17 protein-coding genes are annotated in these 19,708 nt (G+C 61.1%); 8 read left to right on the top strand and 9 right to left on the bottom strand.

The genetic code is table 11. From position 1 onward, the window contains the following. The 3 genes from LUU92_RS00420 to LUU92_RS00430 all read left to right on the top strand — a co-directional run bounded on the left by LUU92_RS00420 (position 1) and on the right by LUU92_RS00430 (position 3,783). A complete protein-coding gene (locus LUU92_RS00420) occupies positions 1-879 on the top strand; it encodes an endonuclease/exonuclease/phosphatase family protein (protein WP_071490951.1) in 879 nt (292 codons plus the stop codon). Then, positions 876-2,918 (top strand): diguanylate cyclase, encoded by a 2,043-nt coding sequence (locus LUU92_RS00425; RefSeq protein WP_257102986.1) that lies wholly within the window; start codon positions 876-878, stop codon positions 2,916-2,918. The genes LUU92_RS00420 and LUU92_RS00425 overlap by 4 nt, the downstream gene beginning before the upstream one ends. 88 nt (positions 2,919-3,006) lie before the next feature. Next, positions 3,007-3,783: an N-acetylmuramoyl-L-alanine amidase gene (locus LUU92_RS00430; protein WP_093527066.1), complete on the top strand. Its 777-nt coding sequence runs from the start codon at positions 3,007-3,009 to the stop codon at positions 3,781-3,783. On the opposite strand, the gene LUU92_RS00435 is transcribed toward LUU92_RS00430, so the two are convergent. Then, positions 3,780-5,567 (bottom strand): KinB sensor domain-containing domain, encoded by a 1,788-nt coding sequence (locus tag LUU92_RS00435; protein WP_222540722.1) that lies wholly within the window; start codon positions 5,565-5,567, stop codon positions 3,780-3,782. The two genes, LUU92_RS00430 and LUU92_RS00435, sit on opposite strands and share 4 nt — an antisense overlap. 10 nt (positions 5,568-5,577) lie before the next feature. Then, positions 5,578-6,924, bottom strand: a complete 1,347-nt coding sequence (gene algB, locus LUU92_RS00440; RefSeq protein ID WP_058424438.1) for a sigma-54-dependent response regulator transcription factor AlgB — start codon at positions 6,922-6,924, stop codon at positions 5,578-5,580. Between the two features lie 378 nt (positions 6,925-7,302). On the opposite strand from algB, the gene LUU92_RS00445 reads away from it, so the two are divergent. The 5 genes from LUU92_RS00445 to LUU92_RS00465 all read left to right on the top strand — a co-directional run bounded on the left by LUU92_RS00445 (position 7,303) and on the right by LUU92_RS00465 (position 11,684). Next, positions 7,303-7,587 (top strand): hypothetical protein, encoded by a 285-nt coding sequence (locus LUU92_RS00445; RefSeq protein ID WP_222540723.1) that lies wholly within the window; start codon positions 7,303-7,305, stop codon positions 7,585-7,587. A gap of 75 nt (positions 7,588-7,662) precedes the next feature. Then, positions 7,663-7,827 (top strand): DUF1328 domain-containing protein, encoded by a 165-nt coding sequence (locus LUU92_RS00450; RefSeq protein ID WP_003170804.1) that lies wholly within the window; start codon positions 7,663-7,665, stop codon positions 7,825-7,827. 2 nt (positions 7,828-7,829) lie between these two features. Then, positions 7,830-8,297, top strand: a complete 468-nt coding sequence (locus tag LUU92_RS00455; protein WP_071490955.1) for an inhibitor of vertebrate lysozyme family protein — start codon at positions 7,830-7,832, stop codon at positions 8,295-8,297. A gap of 727 nt (positions 8,298-9,024) precedes the next feature. Next, positions 9,025-10,356 carry a glutamate/aspartate:proton symporter GltP gene (gene gltP, locus LUU92_RS00460; RefSeq protein ID WP_058424440.1) on the top strand — a complete coding sequence of 444 codons (1,332 nt, stop codon included), beginning with the start codon at positions 9,025-9,027 and terminating at the stop codon, positions 10,354-10,356. A gap of 98 nt (positions 10,357-10,454) precedes the next feature. Beyond that, positions 10,455-11,684: a spore maturation protein gene (locus tag LUU92_RS00465; protein WP_071490956.1), complete on the top strand. Its 1,230-nt coding sequence runs from the start codon at positions 10,455-10,457 to the stop codon at positions 11,682-11,684. Between the two features lie 92 nt (positions 11,685-11,776). On the opposite strand, the gene LUU92_RS00470 is transcribed toward LUU92_RS00465, so the two are convergent. The 7 genes from LUU92_RS00470 to LUU92_RS00500 all read right to left on the bottom strand — a co-directional run bounded on the left by LUU92_RS00470 (position 11,777) and on the right by LUU92_RS00500 (position 19,529). Next, positions 11,777-12,388 (bottom strand): ABC-type transport auxiliary lipoprotein family protein, encoded by a 612-nt coding sequence (locus LUU92_RS00470; RefSeq protein ID WP_071490957.1) that lies wholly within the window; start codon positions 12,386-12,388, stop codon positions 11,777-11,779. Next, positions 12,385-13,323, bottom strand: coding sequence for an MlaD family protein (locus LUU92_RS00475; RefSeq protein WP_071490958.1), 939 nt, complete (start codon positions 13,321-13,323; stop codon positions 12,385-12,387). Before LUU92_RS00475 ends, LUU92_RS00470 begins: the two co-directional genes overlap by 4 nt. A gap of 1 nt (position 13,324) precedes the next feature. Continuing rightward, complete coding sequence (locus LUU92_RS00480; RefSeq protein ID WP_222540724.1) at positions 13,325-14,128, bottom strand: ABC transporter ATP-binding protein; 804 nt, start codon at positions 14,126-14,128, stop codon at positions 13,325-13,327. Beyond that, positions 14,125-15,273 (bottom strand): ABC transporter permease, encoded by a 1,149-nt coding sequence (locus LUU92_RS00485; RefSeq protein ID WP_257102987.1) that lies wholly within the window; start codon positions 15,271-15,273, stop codon positions 14,125-14,127. Before LUU92_RS00485 ends, LUU92_RS00480 begins: the two co-directional genes overlap by 4 nt. Positions 15,274-15,327: 54 nt before the next feature. Beyond that, positions 15,328-16,359 (bottom strand): DUF5924 family protein, encoded by a 1,032-nt coding sequence (locus LUU92_RS00490; RefSeq protein WP_071490961.1) that lies wholly within the window; start codon positions 16,357-16,359, stop codon positions 15,328-15,330. A gap of 68 nt (positions 16,360-16,427) precedes the next feature. Then, the gene (locus LUU92_RS00495) at positions 16,428-17,813 is read right to left on the bottom strand and encodes a M16 family metallopeptidase (RefSeq protein ID WP_071490962.1); all 1,386 of its coding nucleotides are present in this window, start codon (positions 17,811-17,813) and stop codon (positions 16,428-16,430) included. A gap of 57 nt (positions 17,814-17,870) precedes the next feature. Continuing rightward, the gene (locus LUU92_RS00500) at positions 17,871-19,529 is read right to left on the bottom strand and encodes a Na/Pi cotransporter family protein (RefSeq protein WP_058424447.1); all 1,659 of its coding nucleotides are present in this window, start codon (positions 19,527-19,529) and stop codon (positions 17,871-17,873) included. Between the last annotated feature and the right edge of the window lie 179 nt (positions 19,530-19,708).

Raw genomic sequence — 19,708 nt, forward strand, 5'->3', positions numbered from 1 at the left:
ATGCGCCGCTGGGGTACCGAACGTGTGGTTGGCCTGCATGATCCGCAGGTCAATGAACATCACCTGGAGTCCACGGGCCTGCCGGCAGACAGCCGCCTGCGCCTGCTCAGCTTCAATATCCAGGTAGGCATCAGTACCGAGAAGTACCGGCACTACCTCACCCGTGGCTGGCAGCACCTGCTGCCCCATAACGGACGTGCCGGCAACCTGCAAAAGATCGGCAACCTGCTGAACGACTTCGACCTTGTCGCCCTGCAGGAAGCTGATGGCGGCAGCATGCGCTCCGGCTATATAAACCAGGTGGAACACTTGGCCCAGCTGGGTGCCTTCCCCTATTGGTATCAGCAGCTCAACCGTAACCTCGGGCGCCTGGCGCAGCACAGCAATGGTGTGCTCAGTCGCTTGAAGCCCTCAGTCATCGAAGATCACCCGTTACCCGGACCCAAGGGGCGGGGTGCGATCCTCGTGCGCTTTGGCGAAGGCCCGGAGGCCTTGGTGGTCGTGATGATGCACCTGGCACTGGGCGCCCGCACTCGCACGATGCAACTGGCTTACATCCGCGAGCTGATTGGCAATTACAAGCACCAGGTGCTGATGGGGGACATGAATACCCACGCCAGCGACCTGTTGCAGAATTCTCCGTTGCGCGACCTCGGCCTACTGGCGCCGCAAGCCGAAGCCACGTTCCCCAGTTGGCGCCCGCAACGCTGCCTTGACCATATCCTGCTCAGTCCTACCCTCACACTCGAGAGTGTGCAGGTGCTGGCGCAGCCCATCTCCGATCACCTGCCGGTCGCGGTAGAGATTCGTCTGCCGGGTTCGCTCACGGCTGATGCATTACCCGCGTTGAGCCCTGGCCCCCGCGGACCCCTTTCATGAGCGACGACGCCCAGCGCTGGAAAGAGAAATACCTCAAGAGCATCGAGCAACAGGAAAAACTCGAACGCCGCTGGGCCGCTCGCCTCGACCTGCTGCGCCGTGGACTGGTGCGCAGCACGCTGGCGGCTGAGGGCACTGACCGCGCCGTCGACCAATGCATGAAGGAAATGCGCGACGTCGTCCGTACCGATGATATGGACGCCGCCCTCGCCGCCTTGCTGCCGCGCCTGGAAAAAGCCGTGCTGGATTCGGAGCAGCGCCGCGAAACCCGGGTCGACCAGATCAGCACCGCGCTGACGTCCCTGGTCACGCAACTACAGAAACTTCCATTGCCCCGTGAGGTGGCTCGGCCGCTGAAGACGTTCGCCAAGCAGTTGGACGGCCGCGTCGGCCAGGCGCGAGAGATCCCGCTGTTGCTCAGCGAGTTGAGCGGCCTGCAGGGCCAGGCACTGAACAACCTGGAGCCGGACGGCGAAACCGCGCGACCAGGCCCTGGGCTTTTGCAGCGCCTGTTCGGCGCCAAGGACGTTGCGAACGAAACGGTGGCGGACGAATCGACCCTCCGACCGGCCCCGCAGCCTGCGGCGACCAAGCCAGTCGCTGTCGAGCCACAGCCGTCCGAGCAATCCGAGGAACTGACGCAAGCGTTGCGTGCCTTTGCGCCGCAGCCTCAAGAAAACGTCGCTCCGGTCATCGAGCCCGTAGCCCCCGCCCAGGTGGCCGAGCCCTCCAGCGAAACCTTCGTCTATGAAGCCCCGCCTCAAGCCGCCGCTATTGAAACACCCGAAGCACGTGTCGAGCCCAAGCCTCAAGTCGAAGAACCCGCACCGGAGAGCGCCCTCGCCGCCTTTATCGAAACGCCTGAAGTTCAGGTCGAGACCCCGGATGAGACCACCATTGGCAGCTTGTCGCTTCCACCGGTGCTAGAAGAGCCTGATCCTGACGAGTTGCAAGGGGATGGAACCTATGCCCTGCCCGACTCGCCAGAACCGTCCTACAGCTCCGTGGCAAAGCACATCGAAGACACTCTGCTCGGCCTGCTCGAAGAACTCTCGTTGCCCGAACGTCACCGACCCCAGGCCGAGGCCATGCGCGAGCGCCTGGCCCATGGTTTGAACTGGTACGAACTGCTGCCGATCCTCGACGATCTGGCAGTCTTGATGCTGGCGATCACCGACAGCGGCCAGCATGAGTTCGAGGCTTACCTCAAGCAGCTCAACGAACGGCTCGAGGCGTTTCAGGGCCACTTGCAAGTCGCCAGCGAGGGGCATGCCGACAGCCGCTCCGCCGCCCGTGAGCTGGACACACAGATCCGCGAACAGGTCGATGGCCTGCAAAGCAGCGTGCAGGAAGCTGCCGACCTGGACAGCCTCAAGCACGTGTTGGAAAGCCACCTTGAGGGGCTGCTCGGCACCATGGATGAGCATCAGCAGCAGCGCGACCTGCGCGAGCAGGAGACGGCGGCGCGCCTCAAAGGCCTGGCTGAGCGGGTTGCCAATATGGAGCAGGAAGCCCAGGGCTATCGCGAGCACCTGGAGGTGCAGCGCCAGAAGGCGTTGATCGATCCGCTCACGGGCCTGCCCAATCGTGCCGCCTGGAGCGAGCGCCTCGATTATGAGGTGAACACCTGGCACCAGCACGGCAACAACCTGTCGTTGGCGATACTGGACCTGGATCACTTCAAGCGTATCAACGATGGCTACGGCCACCTCGCCGGCGACAAGGTGCTGAAGATCATCGCCAACGTGCTGCGCAAGCGCCTGCGCCCGACCGACTTTATCGCGCGCTTTGGTGGTGAAGAGTTTGTCTTGCTGATGCCCGACTCATCCCTGGCGGATGCCCTGGCCGTGGGCGAGGTGTTGCGTGCGGCGATTGAAGCGTGCCCGTTTCACTTCAAGGGCGAGCCGGTGACGATCACCGTGTCCATGGGTGTGGCGCAGTTCCAGCCGGGAGAGCGCAGTGATCTTGCGCTCAAGCGTGCCGATGAAGCGTTGTATCGGGCCAAGGCCGCGGGGCGCAACCAGGTGCAGGCTGCCTGAAAGATGTTCCATTTTGTGATTTGACCGCTGGCTTGCGATCGGTACGTTACACTGTTGCATTATTGTCTTCTGCGTACCGTCTACCGCCATGAAATCCTTGTACTTCGCTTTTGTGTTCCTTGTGCTCGCAGGCTGTGCCAGCGGCCCTCGCCTAAACACCAACCACCCCTCGGTGAACCACGACAACCGCGTGCAGTTCGTAGTCGTGCATTACACCTCGACCAACCTTGAACGCTCGCTGGCATTGCTCACCCATGGTCAGGTCAGCAGCCATTACCTGATCGGCGACGACGCCTCGGCCACCATCTATAAGCTGGTGGACGAGAGCCAGCGCGCCTGGCACGCGGGGGAAAGCGAGTGGATGGGCCGCACCTGGCTCAACTCCAGCTCCATTGGCATCGAGATCGTGAACCCAGGCTACAAGGACACACCTACGGGCCGCTTGTGGTACCCCTACTCAGAGGCGCAGGTGAAGTCCCTGGTGGTGTTGCTCAAGGACATCAGCAAGCGCAACGGTATCGACCCCAAGAATATTATTGGTCACAGCGATATCGCGCCGTTGCGCAAGCTCGACCCAGGCCCGCTGTTCCCCTGGAAGCGGCTGGCCGCCGAAGGGTTGGGCGTTTGGCCGGATGCGCAGGCCGTTGCGCGGTTTCAGGTGCAATACGCCGCCGAGCTGCCAAGCATCACCTGGTTCCAGGAAGAGCTGGCCCGCCTGGGCTACCAGACGCCCCAGACCGGCGAGTTGGATGTCGCCACGCGCCATGTGATCGCGGCGTTCCAGATGCATTTCCGGCCGTCGCTGTTCGATGGCACGCCGGATGCAGAAAGTGCAGCCATTCTGCGTGCGTTGAACCGAAGCTAGAGCGGCAGCGCCATATAGAACTGAGTGCCCTGCCCCGGTCGCGAGTACACGCCCATGCGGCCACCGTGCAATTGCACGATTTCCTTGCACAGCGCCAGCCCCAGGCCGGCGCCGCCTTTCTTGCGGCCCACCTGGACAAAGGGTTCGAAGATCCGCCCCTGCTGCCCGTAGGCGATGCCCTCGCCGTTATCCTCGACGCTGACGATCACCCGCTCGCCATGGCGCCGTGCCTGCAGGCGTATCTGCCCGCCCGCGGGAGTGTGGCGCAGCGCGTTGCCCAGTAGATTGTCGAGCACACGCTCCAGTTGGACCTGGTCTGCATACAGCCGAGGCAGGTCGGATTGGGCTTCCACCAGCAGTTCGATATTTTGCGCGTTGGCGGGCTCGGCGAAGCGTGCTCGGGCGTGCTCGAGCAGATCGGTGACGTCGCACGGCCCCAGCGTGAGTTTTTGCAGGCCGTTCTGGTAGCGTGAGAAATTGAGCAGGTCGTTGATCAACTGCATCAGGCGCTGCATCTCTTCATTGACGGTATCCAGCAAGTCCGCTTCGCGGGACTCCGCCGGGAACTTCGCACGTTCGCGGAAGAGTCCGAAGGCCATATGCATGCCGGTCACCGGCGTACGCAGTTCATGGGAAGCGCGCAGTACGAACTCGCTGCGCACCCGCTCGAAGGCGCGTTGTTCAGTCACGTCATGCAGCACCATCACTGCGCCGAGAATATGTCCCTGGGTATGGCTGACCGGGGTCAGGCTGTAGGTCAGCAGGCGCAGTTCGCCCTCGACCTCCACTTCCAGATCCTCCGGCGCCCGCTCCAGGTTGCCGCCGCGCAGCACCAGGTGCAGTTGCTCATCCAGCTCCGGACGCGACAAGGCTTCGCCCAGGCCTTGGCCGAGGCGCTCCTCGTCCCAGCCCAGTTGGCGCTGAGCCACGGGGTTGAGATGCTCCAGGCGGCCTTGGCGGTCAATCATCAGCAAGCCATCGTCGATGCTGTCGAGCACAGCCTGCAAGCGCTGTTGGCCGGCCAGCAGTTCATCCACATTGGTCGCCTGATGCTGGCGCAGAGCTTCGGCCATGATGCCGAAGCGGCGGGTCAGCTGGTTCATTTCTGCTGCCGAGGAGATTGGCAGCGTCACCTCGAAATCCCCTTGTCCGATCTTGTCTGCCGCTTTGGCCAGCGCTTCGATCGGTCCGCCAAAACGCCGCGCGATGCCATGGGCTGTCACAAACCCGATGATCAGCACGGCAAGCCCCACCAACCCCAGTAATCCGGCGACCAATAACGCGCGTTCGCGGGACTTGTGCTCGCTGTTGCTGATGTTTTCCAAAGCCTGCTTGTGTTCGGCGATCAGGCCATTGCGCAGCGTGTTGAAAGTGTCGGTGAGTTTGTCCTTGGCGCCGGGCGGCGGCGTCGGTTGCTGGGATTCATCAAAGGCCTCCAGCAGCGCCTGATATTGGCCTCGGGCCTGGCTGAATCCCGTCCCGCGACCGTCGCGCTGTTCATGGGCAATGCCTTGATCCAGCAGGTCGAAGTAGCGCCGTTCCGAGGATTGCAGCGCCTCGGGGTCCGGCCGGTCTTCCAGCATCATGATCAATTGATCGCCCAGGCTCTGGCGTAGCTTGAGGCCCAGGTCCAGGGTGACGAAGTTGCTGCGAATCAGGGACTCCTGGGTCTTGGCCATTTGCATGACACTTACCAGGCCCAGGATCAAACCCAGCAGGGCAACGGTAATCAGCGCTGAGATGCTCAGGAATAATCGAGTGCGCAACTTCATCGCTAACTTCATAGAGTACAGCTCACAGGTTGTACTGTTTGCGTTTGCGGTACAGGGTCGACGCGTCGATGCCGAGGGTGCGGGCCGCCTGGTCCAGGGTATCGCTGGTGGCAAGCACTGCGCCGATGTGGGCTTTCTCCAACTGGTCCAGACTGAGTGCCGCGCCAATGCGTGGAGCATTGTTGCTAGGTTGTTCGGCCATGCCCAGGTGGCTGATTTCCACCTTCTCCTGCGGGCAAATGATGCTGGCGCGTTCCACCACGTTACGCAGTTCGCGAATGTTGCCCGGCCAGCGGTAGTTGAGCAGCGCTTCGCGCGCTTCATCGCTGAAACCGCGTGCTGGTCGGGCATATTCCTTGACGAAGCGCGCCAGGAACCGGTCGGCCAGGGTCAGGATGTCTTCACTGCGCTCGCGCAACGGTGGCAGATGCAAGGTGATTACATTGAGGCGGTACAGCAAGTCTTCACGGAAGCGGCCGTCACGCACCATGTCTTCCAGGTTCAGGTTGGTGGCGGCGAGGATGCGCACATCGGCACGGCGGGTGACAGGGTCGCCCACGCGCTCGTACTCCTTGTCCTGGATGAACCTCAGTAACTTGGGTTGCAAGGTGAGGGGAAAGTCGCCGATCTCGTCGAGAAACAGCGTGCCGCCGTCCGCTTGGTTGACGCGGCCCAGGGTGCTTTCACTGGCGCCGGTAAACGCCCCTCGACTATGGCCGAACAGCTCGCTTTCCATCAGTTCTGCCGTCAAAGAAGGGCAGTTGATGGTCACGCAGGATTTCTTCGAACGCTTGCTCCAGCCGTGAATTGCGCGGGCCAGTTCGCCTTTACCCGTGCCTGACTCGCCAAGGATCAGGATGTTCGCATCTGTCCCAGCCACCTGGCGCGCCGTTTCCAGCACCACCATCATTGATGGGCTGTGAGAGTCGAGGCCGTCTTTCGGCTGGCGCACTTCGCCCTCCAGGGCTTCGAGCCGCGCAGACAGTTGGCGCACTTCCAACTGCTTGGCGGTGGCCAGGCGCAGTTGATCGGGGCTGCAGGGTTTTACCAGGTAGTCAGCGGCGCCGGCCTGGATAGCATCGACGGCGGTATCGACTGCCGAATGGGCGGTGACAATCACCACGCGCATCCAGGGCGCCTGGATTCGCATCTGGGCCAGCACATCCAGGCCATTGTCTTCGCCCAGGCGCAAGTCCAGGAAGCACAGGTCGAATACCTGGCGTTGCATCAAGGCGTCGGCCTGGGCCGCGCTGTTCGCAGTGGCGACGGTGTAGCCTTCATCTTCCAGGCAATAACGGAAGGTGCGGAGGATCGCGGACTCATCGTCCACTAAAAGAATGCGGCCTTGAAGTTCCTTGGCTGATTCCATCGGTCCCGCGCTCCTTAAACTATGAATGATGGTGTTTAGTCCCGGAATAATCGGGCAAGTTGCATGGTTTATTCTGATCGATAAATAGCAGTCTCGTGCAGGTATCTGCATCACTTCCTACAAAGCCCCGTCTGATGGCGTTTTCATGCCGTCTTGCCACTTCGGCAACACCCTCTTCGTTTTCTATCCCTCGACCCGACCGCTGGCCATCGTGCATTTCGCACGGCATCTACGGGGGCATCGTGCAGGATGCTGGAGGGTGCATGAGTCTTTAGTTCATAACTATATGATTTTATTGAGTTTTATTTTGTAAAAAAACTGGCACGCGCTCTGCAATAGCTCTTCCAACGAATAATCAAAATGCGGGAGAACAACAGCATGACTCGCCAAAGCCTCAGCCAACTGCGTGTATCGCCACTGCGCTTGCAGCAAGGTCTGTTTGCCAGCTTGGCCCTGATGGTCACGCTGATCGGTGGCCAGCAGTTGCAACATTGGCAGCAGAGTCAGCAGCAGATCCCCCAGTTTGAACGTCCGTCCATGACCCAAACCCATTTCCGTTCCGTTGGCAGTGTTGCTGCCGATGCAACAGCCCCGCAACTGCGGATGGTTGACCAGGAGTCTTCCCTGAGTGATCTGCCATCCCAGGAGCGTTGGGTGTTCTAGGCACCAAAAGGCCACTTTCGTGGCCGCAAAGCACTACCGCTGTTACCTCTATAAAGAAGCATAAGGAGAATCACCATGTTGAGTTGGGCAATCACATTTCTGATCATCGCCATTGTGGCTGCAGTCCTGGGCTTCGGTGGTATCGCGGGCACTGCCACGGGTATCGCAAAAATTCTGTTTGTGGTGTTCCTGGTGATGTTCATCGCTTCCTTCTTCTTTGGTCGTCGCGGCCGAGGCTGAAAATGACCACTTTGTCCTTCAAAGCCATTACTGCCGCGCTGCTACTGGGCGGCAGCGGCTTGGCGATGGCCGCCAACGACGGCCAGTCCCGAGCCAACGAATTGCTCAGCGCGGACCCGCAATACCGTGAGACCTGGCAAGGCGTGGTGAAGAAAGAAGAGCGCCTGCCGGAATGGGTGATAAACCTGTCCGGCACCGCTGAGCAAATGAATGCCGTGGAAGAAGATGGCGACAAGTACCTGGTCGGGCCGCTCTGCGAAACCGCGGACACCTGCCTGAACAAGCGCCTGATCGTTGCCTTCAGCCTCGACAAGGAAGATGCCTACGCCATGTTGGTGGAAGTCCCGGCCGGTCTGCCGAAGGACAAGTCTCCAACACGGCACGCCGATTACCGTTTTATCGGTAAACCGGATGAAGGCATGCAGAAGCTGCTGATGGAGCAGCTGAAGAAAGATCCGAATTGGTACTAGGTTCCGTCTGACACGCGTGTTGTCTGCGGGGCCGGCGTCCATAGAAGGAAGCCCTTGCTTCTTTCTGTTTGCACCGCTTGCCAAGGGCGGTGCATGACCAAGGGGCCGGGTTGCTCTGATCACCTACGATCGGCGCGACCTACGGGTACAGGGAGTGCCTGCGCAAGGGCCGGGTCAGGCGAAAAGCTGCGACGCAGGTTCACAAGCCATCGGCTTGCTGAACTTGCGGCGGGCTTTAACGCTCCTTTTTTCGCTGTTCATGCCGCCCTTAGTCGCCAATCACCTTTCTGCTCATCTCCAAACATTACTTAGTGTGTCGGGTAGACCATCTATCGATAAATTTTGGTGGGTGCCATAGGACATTTCCGACACTAAATGATGGAATTCTCAGGCATTTCCGCCAGGTCCCCGAGGACGTCCCGAATCTCTGAGCGAGCCGGGTTTGGCCGGTTCACGGCATTTTTGTCGGACAAAATGTCACATTTGAACTGACCGTTCGGACAGTTATTATTAAAAAATCTCATGCCGATTCGGCATAGGGTAGGCGTTTACGGCATTAGACGTCGAACCCTTGCATGGGAATAGTTGCGCCTTTTTTCGCCTGCCAGTAAGCCATTTCGGCCATGCTGCGGTGACCTTCCATGGAGGCAGATGCACACACTTTTTCGCTCTCGAGCGTTGCGGCTGGCGCATTTGCCTTAAGTTCACTTGAAGTAAGGGTAATGACATGAAGAAGGCAAAGCTAAGCCTCGCCTGGCAGATCCTCATCGGTTTGGTGCTGGGGATCGCAATCGGTGCAGTGCTTAACCATTTCAGTGCTGAAAAAGCCTGGTGGATCAGCAACGTATTGCAGCCAGCGGGCGATATCTTTATCCGCCTGATCAAGATGATCGTGATCCCGATTGTGATTTCCTCGCTGATCGTCGGCATTGCCGGTGTGGGTGATGCGAAGAAACTCGGGCGCATCGGCGTCAAAACCATCCTTTACTTCGAAATCGTCACCACCATCGCTATCGTGGTCGGCCTGCTGCTGGCCAACCTGTTCCACCCGGGCGCGGGTATCGACATGAGTACCCTGGGTACCGTCGACATCTCCAAGTACACCGCCACTGCTGCCGAAGTGCAGCATGAGCATGCGTTCATCCAGACCATCCTCAACCTGATCCCGTCGAACATCTTTGCCGCCGTCGCCCGTGGCGAGATGCTGCCGATCATCTTCTTCTCGGTGCTGTTCGGCCTTGGCTTGTCGAGCCTCAAGCCTGAGCTGCGTGAGCCGCTGGTCACCATGTTCCAGGGCGTGTCCGAGAGCATGTTCAAAGTCACTCACATGATCATGAAGTACGCCCCTATCGGGGTCTTCGCACTGATCGCGGTGACCGTTGCCAACTTCGGCTTTGCCTCGCTGCTACCGCTGGCCAAGCTGGTGATCCTGGTTTACGTCGCCATCCTGTTCTTCGCGTTCGTGATCCTCGGCCTGATTGCCCGCCTGTTCGGCTTCTCGGTGATCAAGCTGATGCGCATCTTCAAGGATGAGCTGGTACTGGCCTACTCCACCGCCAGTTCCGAGACCGTGCTGCCGCGTGTGATCGAGAAGATGGAAGCCTACGGCGCGCCGAAAGCCATCTGCAGTTTCGTGGTGCCGACCGGTTACTCGTTCAACCTCGACGGTTCGACCCTGTACCAGAGCATCGCGGCGATCTTCATTGCCCAGCTGTATGGCATCGACCTGTCGATCGGCCAGCAACTGATGCTGGTGCTGACCCTGATGGTCACCTCCAAAGGCATCGCTGGCGTGCCGGGTGTGTCCTTCGTGGTGCTGCTGGCCACCCTGGGCAGCGTGGGCATTCCGCTGGAAGGCCTGGCGTTCATCGCCGGTGTCGACCGCATCATGGACATGGCGCGTACTGCCCTGAACGTGATCGGCAATGCCTTGGCCGTGCTGGTGATCTCCCGTTGGGAAGGCATGTACGACGACGCCAAGGGCGAGCGCTACTGGAACTCGCTGCCGCATTGGCGCACCAAGACCGCCGCACCGGTCGCCCAGGCCACCCGCAGCTGATAGCGTGACGGCTTAAAGACAAACCCCGGAAAATTCCGGGGTTTGTCGTTTCTGCCGGCCCCGCTATCATTCGTCCCATTCTTCGGGGGATTCAACTGATGCTCAATGGCCTGTGGCTTGGCTTCTTTGTCGTGGCAATGGTGTCGGCACTGGCGCAATGGCTGGTCGGCGGTAACGCCGGGATATTCGCGGCAATGGTCGAAAGCATTTTCGCCATGGCCAAATTATCGGTGGAAGTCATGGTGCTGTTGTTCGGCACCCTGACGCTGTGGCTGGGTTTTCTGCGCATCGCAGAGAAAGCCGGGATCGTCGATTGGCTGGCCAAGGCCCTCGGCCCGCTGTTCCGCCGTTTGATGCCGGAAGTACCCGCCGGCCACCCGGCCATCGGCTTGATCACCCTCAACTTTGCCGCCAACGGCCTGGGCCTGGATAACGCCGCCACCCCCATCGGGCTTAAGGCCATGAAGGCCTTGCAGGAACTCAACCCCATCCCCAACACCGCCAGTAACGCGCAGATCCTGTTCCTGGTGCTCAACGCATCTTCATTGACGCTGTTGCCGGTAACCATCTTCATGTACCGCGCCCAGCAAGGCGCGGCGGACCCGACGCTGGTGTTCCTGCCGATCCTGCTCGCAACCAGTGCATCCACGCTGGTGGGGCTGCTCTCGGTGGCAATCATGCAGCGCCTGCGGCTGTGGGACCCGGTGGTGCTGGCGTACCTGGTTCCCGGTGCGCTGGTCTTGGGTGGTTTCATGGCGTTGTTGGCGACCCTCTCCGCCACGGCGCTGGCCGGGCTGTCCTCGATCCTTGGCAACCTCACCTTGTTCGGCCTGATCATGCTGTTCCTGGTGATCGGTGCGCTGCGCAAGGTCAAGGTCTACGAGGCGTTTGTCGAAGGCGCCAAGGAAGGCTTCGACGTGGCGAAGAACCTGCTGCCGTACCTGGTGGCGATGCTCTGCGCCGTGGGGGTGTTGCGAGCGTCGGGCGCGTTGGACTTCGGCCTTGAAGGCATACGCCATGTGGTCGCCTGGACGGGCATGGACACGCGCTTTGTCGATGCCTTGCCGACCGCGATGGTCAAGCCGTTTTCCGGCAGCGCCGCGCGGGCGATGTTGATCGAGACCATGCAGACCCAGGGCGTGGACAGCTTCCCGGCGCTGGTCGCGGCGACGATCCAGGGCAGTACCGAGACCACTTTCTATGTGTTGGCGGTGTACTTCGGTTCGGTGGGTATCCAGCGCGCGCGGCACGCCGTGGGCTGTGCGTTGCTGGCGGAGTTGGCCGGCGTCGTTGCGGCGATTGCGGTGTGCTATTGGTTCTTTGGTTAAGGCTCGGATTGCTATCGGGGGCAAGCCCCCTCCCACAGGTTGATCTGTGAACACATTCAAATGTGGGAGGGGGCTTGCCCCCGATGAGGCCCTCAGTGTTTAGCTGCACTATTGCCTTGCTGAACAACCCACCCTACCACCTGCTTATTCAATTGATCCCCCGCCTGCCCAAACCCGGCAACCACTGCCGGCACCTTGGTGTCGCTCACCGGTTGCCTCACCTCAAACCGTCGGCTGGCCACGATCCGTTGATCACTGCCGCGTACCAGCCGCGCATCCAGGCGAATCACCACCTCTACCGCACCGCCGTGATATTCACTCTGGAACGCCTGCAATTGCCCACCCAGTTCGTAGTCGGACTGCAGGTTGGTGTCATCGGTGCTTAGCAGCGTCACCCGGCCATCACGCTGGAAGCCGTCCATGAAGCGGTTGCGCAACAGCACCGGCGCCGGATCGCTCCAGCGCGAGTTCGCATAGCTGCTGATCAGGTCGCCAGTGGGCACCACGGCAATGCGCGGGCTGTCGAGAAACTCGCTGGTCTGCGGCTTGTTCACACGCAGTGACCAGCTGACCGGCGCGCCCTGGCTGGCGGTCTGCGCCGCGGCAAGGCGATACACATCCGAAGGGTCGGCCTTGGGCAGAATCGAACACGCGCTCACCAGCGCCAGGGCCAAAGGGGCGATCATTGTGTAAGCACGCTTCATGGCGTGAACTCCTTGTTCTTGTCGCTGCCCAGCAGGTACCCGCTGGGGTTGGCTTCCAGGCGGCGGGAGATGGCGCGCAGCGAACCGAGGGTTTCGCGCAGCTCGCGCACCGCCGGCGCCAGTTCGTTGAGGCCTTGCATGCCGCTGTTCACCGAGTCCTTGTTGTTGGTCAGCAAGGTGTTGATGGTCGCGGTGCTTTGTTCAAGGGATTTCATGGCCTGCTCGGCGCTGCCGAAGGCCTGCTTGCCTTGTTCGTTGAGCAAGCCATTGGCGTTGCGCATGAGCACGGTGGTCTGTTCCAGCGCCGCAGTCGCCTGCTTGCTCACCAGCATCAGTTGCTGCATCACCACCTTGATATCGCCGCGCTGGTCGGCAATCGCGCCGGTGGTTTGCTGCAGGTTCTCCAGGGTGTTGCTCAAGCGCTCGACGTTCTCGCGGGAGAACATGTGATTGGCGTTGTGCAACAGCAGGTTGACGCTGGTCATCAGGTCGTTGCTGTTGTTCAGTAAGCGCGCGATGGGCGATGGCGAGGCTATGATCTGCGGCAGGTTGCCGTCCTTGCCCTTGAGCTCGGGACTCTGCGGGGTGCCACCACTGAGCTGGATGATCGAGGTGCCGGTGATACCGGTCAGGGCGAGCTTGGCCTGGGTGTCTTCCTTGATCGGCGTCTGCCCGGCTAGGCGGATGCGCGCGAGCACGCGGCGCGGGTCCTTGGGGTCCAGGCTCAGGCTGATCACGTCGCCCACCTTGATCCCGCTGTACTGCACCGAGCTGCCCTGGGACAGGCCGCTGACCGCCTCGTTGAAGATCACTTCGTAGTCCTGGAAGGCGCTGTCGACGCTGGACTTGGCCAGCCACAGGCCGAACAGCATCGCGCCGACCACCACGATCACACTGAACAGACCGATCATCACATGATGGGCTCGGGTTTCCATGTCATACCTCGTTGAGCGATTGAGCGGCATCCAATGCCGCGCGGCCACGGGGGCCGTGGAAATATTCGTGGACCCACGCGTCGTCGGTTTCCGAGACAACATCGATGGCATCGGCCACCAGCACTTTCTTCTGTGCCAGCACCGCCACGCGGTCGGTAATGGTGTACAGCGTGTCCAGGTCGTGGGTGACCAGGAATACGCTCAGGCCCAGCGCATCGCGCAGGGTCAGGATCAGTTGGTCGAATTGCGCCGCACCGATGGGGTCGAGGCCCGCCGTGGGTTCGTCGAGGAACAGAATGTCCGGGTCCAGCGCCAATGCGCGGGCCAGGGCGGCGCGCTTGATCATGCCGCCGGACAGCGAGGCCGGATATTTGTCCGCCGCCGACAATGGCAGCCCGGCCAGGGCCAGCTTGACGGCGGCCAAGTGCTCGGCGTCGCGGCGGCTGAGGCCGGCGTGTTCGATCAAGGGCAGCGCGACGTTTTCGGTAACGGTCAGCGAGGAAAACAACGCGCCCTTCTGGAATAGCACGCCAAAGCGTCGTTCCACCAAAGAGCGTTCGTGCTCCGGCAGGCTCGGCAGGTTCTTGCCGAACACCCGCACCTCACCTTCGCTGGGACGACGCAGGCCGACAATGCTGCGCAACAGCACCGACTTGCCGCTGCCGGAGCCGCCAACCACTGCGAGGATCTCGCCCTTGTACAAATCCAGGTCGAGGTTTTCATGCACGCTCTGGCTGCCAAAGCGATTGCACAGGCCGCGCACTTCAATCACCGCCTCACTGGGCGCTCGGTGTAGACGACTCACCAGCCCATCTCCATGAAAAACAGCGCGGCCACGGCATCCATCACGATCACCACAAAGATCGATTGCACCACGCTGGAGGTGGTGTGGGCACCGACCGATTCGGCGCTGCCGCTGACCTTGAAGCCTTCCAGGCAACCAATCGCAGCGATCAGGAACGCAAAGATCGGCGCTTTCACCATACCCACGAGGAAGTGCTGCACGCCGATGTCCGATTGCAGCAGCGAGAGGAACATCGCCGGCGAAATATCCAGGGCCACCGCGCACACCACGCCGCCGCCGATGACGCCCGAGAGCATTGCCAGGAACGTCAGCATCGGCAGCGCCACCAGCAGCGCCAGCACGCGGGGCAGTACCAGCAGTTCCATCGGGTCCAGGCCCAGGGTGCGGATCGCGTCGATTTCTTCGTTGGCCTTCATCGAGCCGATCTGTGCGGTAAAGGCACTGGCGGTGCGGCCGGCGATCAGGATCGCGGTGAGCAAGACGCCGAATTCCCGTAGGAAAGAGAACGCCACCAGGTCTACCGTGAAGATCGTCGCACCGAAGCTCTTGAGCACCGTGGCGCCGAGGAAGGCCACCACCGCACCCACCAGGAACGTCAGCAAAGCCACGATGGGCGCGGCATCCAGTCCGACCTGTTCGAGGTGCGCAACCATGGGCGTCACGCGCCAGCGCTTGGGGCGCAAGATGCTACGGGCGAAGGTTTCGAGAATCAGGCCGACGAAACCCAGGAGTTTCTTGGTGTCCTGCCAGACCGTGTCCACCGCACGGCCGATACGTGCCAGAACCTGAATGCCCGCCGCTTCTTCCGGGGCTTTTTCCGGCACGCAAAAATCATTCAGGGAACGGTAGACGGTCTTGAGCAGCGCGCGGTCGGCGGCAGACAAGCTGCAATCGGTCTGTTCGGCGGACTGCTCGATGCGGGTCGGTCCCAGCAGTTCCACCAGCAACGAGGCGCCGGCGGTATCCAGGGCGCCGAGGCCGTTGAGGTCGATGCGCGCGCCGGCGTCGTATTGGCCGTCGAGCTTGTCCGACAGCTTTTTCAGACTGGCATAGTGGGCAAGCGTCCAGTCCCCCGTAATCCGCAGTTGTGGCGGGGTGGTGGACGTATCGAGGTGGGCTGCGCCGGCCGTTGTAGGGGGGGTCATAAGCTCCGAGCTTGTTTGGCTATCCACAATTCCTACGTAATAGCACGATACGGCCTACTTTGGGTTGTCCGTTTGTGCTGAGTCCGTCACCTTGAAGCGCAGCACACCGATCACCTGCCCGTCTTCGGTCAGTACCCGTACCTGCCAGCGGCCCACGGCGTCGGCCGGGAAGTTCTGCTTGTGGGTCCACGCGCGGTAACCCTCTTTGCGCCCGCCGTGGATATCCAGGGCGATGCGGTCGACCTCTTGGCCATTGAATTTCCACACGTGGTAAATGCGTTCATCCAGTCCACGCGGCGCATTGATCGCGGTATAGGCGTACAGCCCACCGCTGCGCAGTTGGGCGGCAGTGACTTCCTTGAGGTCGTCGCCTGGCGTGCGGTCCTGCAGTTGGGTGCTGATGGCCACTTCGGTCATCCACAAGGTGGCCGGAGGCACCCAACTGCGCAGGAACCACCCGGCGCAGCCGATGGCGGCGGTCACCCCGAGCAGCATCGCCCAGCCTTTGACGCTACGCAGCGGCAGGCTTACCGCCAGGCTGGGGATCGACAGTGCCATGGCCACGCCGAGGGCCAGTTTGTAACTCTCGGCGGTGGTCAGGTGCAGGATGATCGGCAACGCGGTGAGCAGCGCCGCGAACAGCGTAAAGGTGTGCAGTGCAAGGAACAGCGAGCGCTTGGGCGCCAGCCACTTGTAGTAAAGCGGGTCGGTGATCGAGATCAGCGCCGCGGCGCCAAGCAAGCCCGTGAATACCGATTGGCCACTGTTCCACGCGGTGGTGACGAAAAAGAACGGCAGCACGAAAAACAGACTTTCCTGGTGGATCATCTGGGTCGCGTAGCGCAACAGCGGTTCGGGGATTTCGCGCTTGAAAATCCTGGTGAACAGCTGGGTGAAGCTGTTTTCCAGCATCAGCCACAGCCAGCTCACCAGCATGATCACCGCAATCCAGCTGGCCATGCCCTGCTGGCGATCCACCAGAATGAAGCTGCCCACGCCTGAGATAAAACCGCCGAGTGCAATCACCCCTGGGTAGCGCTTGATCAGCTCGAGGATGCGCTGGATTAAGTGGGTCAGGTTTGGCATTCGGCGGTTCACAGTCTTGTAGGAAAAAATCCCAGACAGAATAACGTCTTAGGCCGTTGTCCGGTGCCTCATTGCGCAATCCGTTTGCGATAAAGCCGCACGCCGATCAGCACAAAGGCGATCAGTCCCAGCACTGCGGCGCCGATCCAGCTCAGCATGTCGTAGCTGAGCAGCGGTTTTTCGATACGCCAGTAACCGGGCTGCTTGAACACTTCACGCATGGCCTGGTTGGTCTGGTCCAGGCTCACGGCCTTGATGCGCTTGGCCGGGTCACTGAAGTGGCCGTTGTTGTAATCGCCGGACGCGCTCCAGTAGTAGTCGGCCAAGGCGCTGTTGCCTTGCACGGCCCACGCCTGGCGCGCAATGGCAGCTTGTTGCAGGCGCGCAAATACCGCTGGGTCGAGGCCGTCCTTGAGCAGTCGGGCCTTGAGGTCCTGGAGTACGTGTTCCGCTTCGGGAAGATTTTCCCGCTCTAAGTCGGCATTCAGGCTGAGGAAACCGACACCGCCGAGTACTTCGCGCTCGCTCCAGGGGCCGTAGGACAAACCGTGCTTGAGACGCAGTTGGCGGTACAGCGCCCAGTCGAGGTAATCCTTGAGCAGGTCGTAGGTTTCATCATGCCCCTCGTCCAGCACCGGTTCGGGAAACAACCAGTGCAACTTGGCGCTGTTGCCGACCCAGCCGTGGATCAACTCGCGATGGCTGGCAGCGGCGTGTTGTATTTCCGGCAGCGCCGGATGCTCAGTAGGGTCGACCGGATCGAGTTGGCCGTAGGTGCGTTCCAGGTAGGCGGGCAGCAGTTTGTCGAGGTCGCCGACGATAATCAGGGTCATGTTGTTGGGGGCGTACCAGCGTGCGCGCAGGTTCTCCAGCTGGTCGCGGGTCAGGTGATCGACTTCGGCGCGCTCGGCGCATTTGAGCCCCAGTTCGACGGCCAATTGGTTGCTGGCGGTGTGGCCCAGGTCTTGGCGGTCCAACAGGCGTTGCAAGTGTGAGTAGTGGCCGCCGTCTTCGCGCTCCACTACCCGCTTGGCGGCGTTGATATTGGCGTCGGTCAGTTCGGTGCGGGTGATGATCGCCAGCAGCAGGTCCAGCACTTTGCGCTGGTTTTGCGCGGGCGCCTCGATCACAAAGGTGGTATCGGCGTTGCTGGTGTAGGCATTCCACTCGCCGCCCAGGGCTTGCATACGGTCTTCCAGCTCGGCTTCGCCACCGCCGTCGATGCCGCTGAACAGCAAGTGTTCGAGCAGGTGCGGCAGCTCTTTGTCTGCGCAGTTGAAGTCATCCAGGCCTACACCGACCACCAGGCGGATCGCTACATGCCCGCGTTCGGTGCCGGGTTTGAGCAACAATTGCAGGCCGTTGGGCAAGGTGTAGCCCTCGACTTGCAGGCGGTCAAAGGCAAAGGCGTGGGCAGATCCCATGAGCAGGCAAGCGAACAACAGGCGACGCATAACAAGCTTCCTGGCGAGTGAGGTCATTTTTAACTGACTTCACGGGCCACCGTACGTTCAGGGCGAATGTGTGATGTCGGCAATATCTTCGGCGGAGAGCGCGCCGGTGTCAGACGTTTCCAACACTACATAAGCACTGCTGCAAAACAACGAGTTCAGGCGTTTCATATCGGCAATCAGTTCCAGGTGCAGAGAGCTGGTCTCCAGGCTCTGGACGATCTTGCGCTGAAGGCGGCTGACATGGGCGTGGGCCAGGCGCCGTTCCTGGGCGCGGAAGCGGCGCTTCTCGCGCAGCAACTGGCGGGCGCTTTCCGGGTCGGCGCTGAGGAACACCGACAACCCCAGGCGCAGGTTGGCGATCAACTGGCTGTGCAGGCCGGTGAGTTCTTCCAGGCCCACTTCGGAGAACTGACGACGCTGGGAGGTTTTCTGCTGCTGGACTTTGCGCAGCATGCGTTCGATCAGGTCGCCGGCCAGTTTCAGGTTGATCGACAGTTCGATGATCTCGGCCCAGCGCCGATTGTCGTGTTCACTGAGATCTTCCCGGGGCATTTGTGCCAGGTAGAGTTTGATCGCGCTGTACAGCGCTTCGACATCATCGCTGAGGCTGCGCATTTCCTGGGTGATGGCGGTCTGCTTGCCGCGCAGCACTTCGAGCATGGCGGTGAGCATATTGTCGATCAGGTCCCCCAGGCGCAGGGTCTCGCGGGCAGCGTTGGCCAGTGCCAGGCTGGGTGTGGCCAGGGCGGCCAGGTCCAGATGGCGTGGTTTGGCCTTGCCGTTCACCTCTTCGCGCTCAGGCAGCAACCAGGCACACAAGCGGGCCATCGGGCCAATGGTCGGCAACAGGATCAGGCAACGGCTGACGTTGTAGAGCAGGTGGAAGGTGATGACCATGCCTTGCGCGCTGTAGTCCAGGCCATCCATCCAGCGTACGAGCGGGTCGAGCACCGGGATGATCAGCAGCAGGCCGATCAATTTGTACAACAGGCTGCCCAAGGCTACCTGGCGTCCGGCAGCGTTCTGCATGCTGGTGCTGAGAAACGCCAGCACGCCGCTGCCGATGTTGGCGCCGATCACCAGGCCGATGGCCACGTGCAGGCCGATCACACCGGCGCCGGCCAGGGTGGCGGTCAGCAGGACGGCGGCCAGGCTGGAATAGGAAATCATCGCGAACAAGGCGCCGACCAGGGCGTCGAGCAGGATATCGCCGGTCAACGACGCGAAGATGACTTTGACGCCCTGGGCGTGGGTAATCGGCCCGGCCGCTTCCACAATCAATTGCAGTGCGAGGATGATCAGCCCGAGACCGATACCCACCCGGCCCAACTGCCCTGCCCGCGTCTGTTTGCGTGACAGGAAGAAGATCACCCCGAGAAAAATCAGCAGCGGCGACAGCCAAGACAAATCAAACGTCAGCACCCGCGCCATCAGCGCGGTACCGACGTCGGCGCCGAGCATGGTCGCCAGGGCGGGCATCAGCCCCATCAGGCCCTGGCCGACAAAGGACGTGACCAGCATTGCCGTGGCGTTGCTGCTCTGCACCATGGCCGTCACCAGGATACCGGCGATAAACGCCAGCCAGCGCTTGGACATGTTCTGCCCGATGACTTGGCGCAAGTTGGAACCGTAGACCCGCAGGATGCCGGTACGGACGATATGCGTGCCCCAGATAAGCAGGGTCACGGCGGAAAGCAGATTGAGCAAGGTCAGCATGCTCGGCCCCCCGTGTGGGTGCGCTCGAAAATGAGCGAAGGAAAGTTGCCGCGTGCCGCTCTACGTCTTGTACTTAAGCTGTAGTTGGCGAATGCGCTCTGCGCCAGCATCGCATAGCTAAAGTGGGGATTGAAATAAAACTGTCATGAAATCAGCTTTTTGCGGATAAAAATAAGGGG

Origin of the sequence: Pseudomonas extremorientalis (assembly GCF_024584605.1) — a bacterium.
Classification (GTDB): domain Bacteria; phylum Pseudomonadota; class Gammaproteobacteria; order Pseudomonadales; family Pseudomonadaceae; genus Aquipseudomonas; species Aquipseudomonas extremorientalis.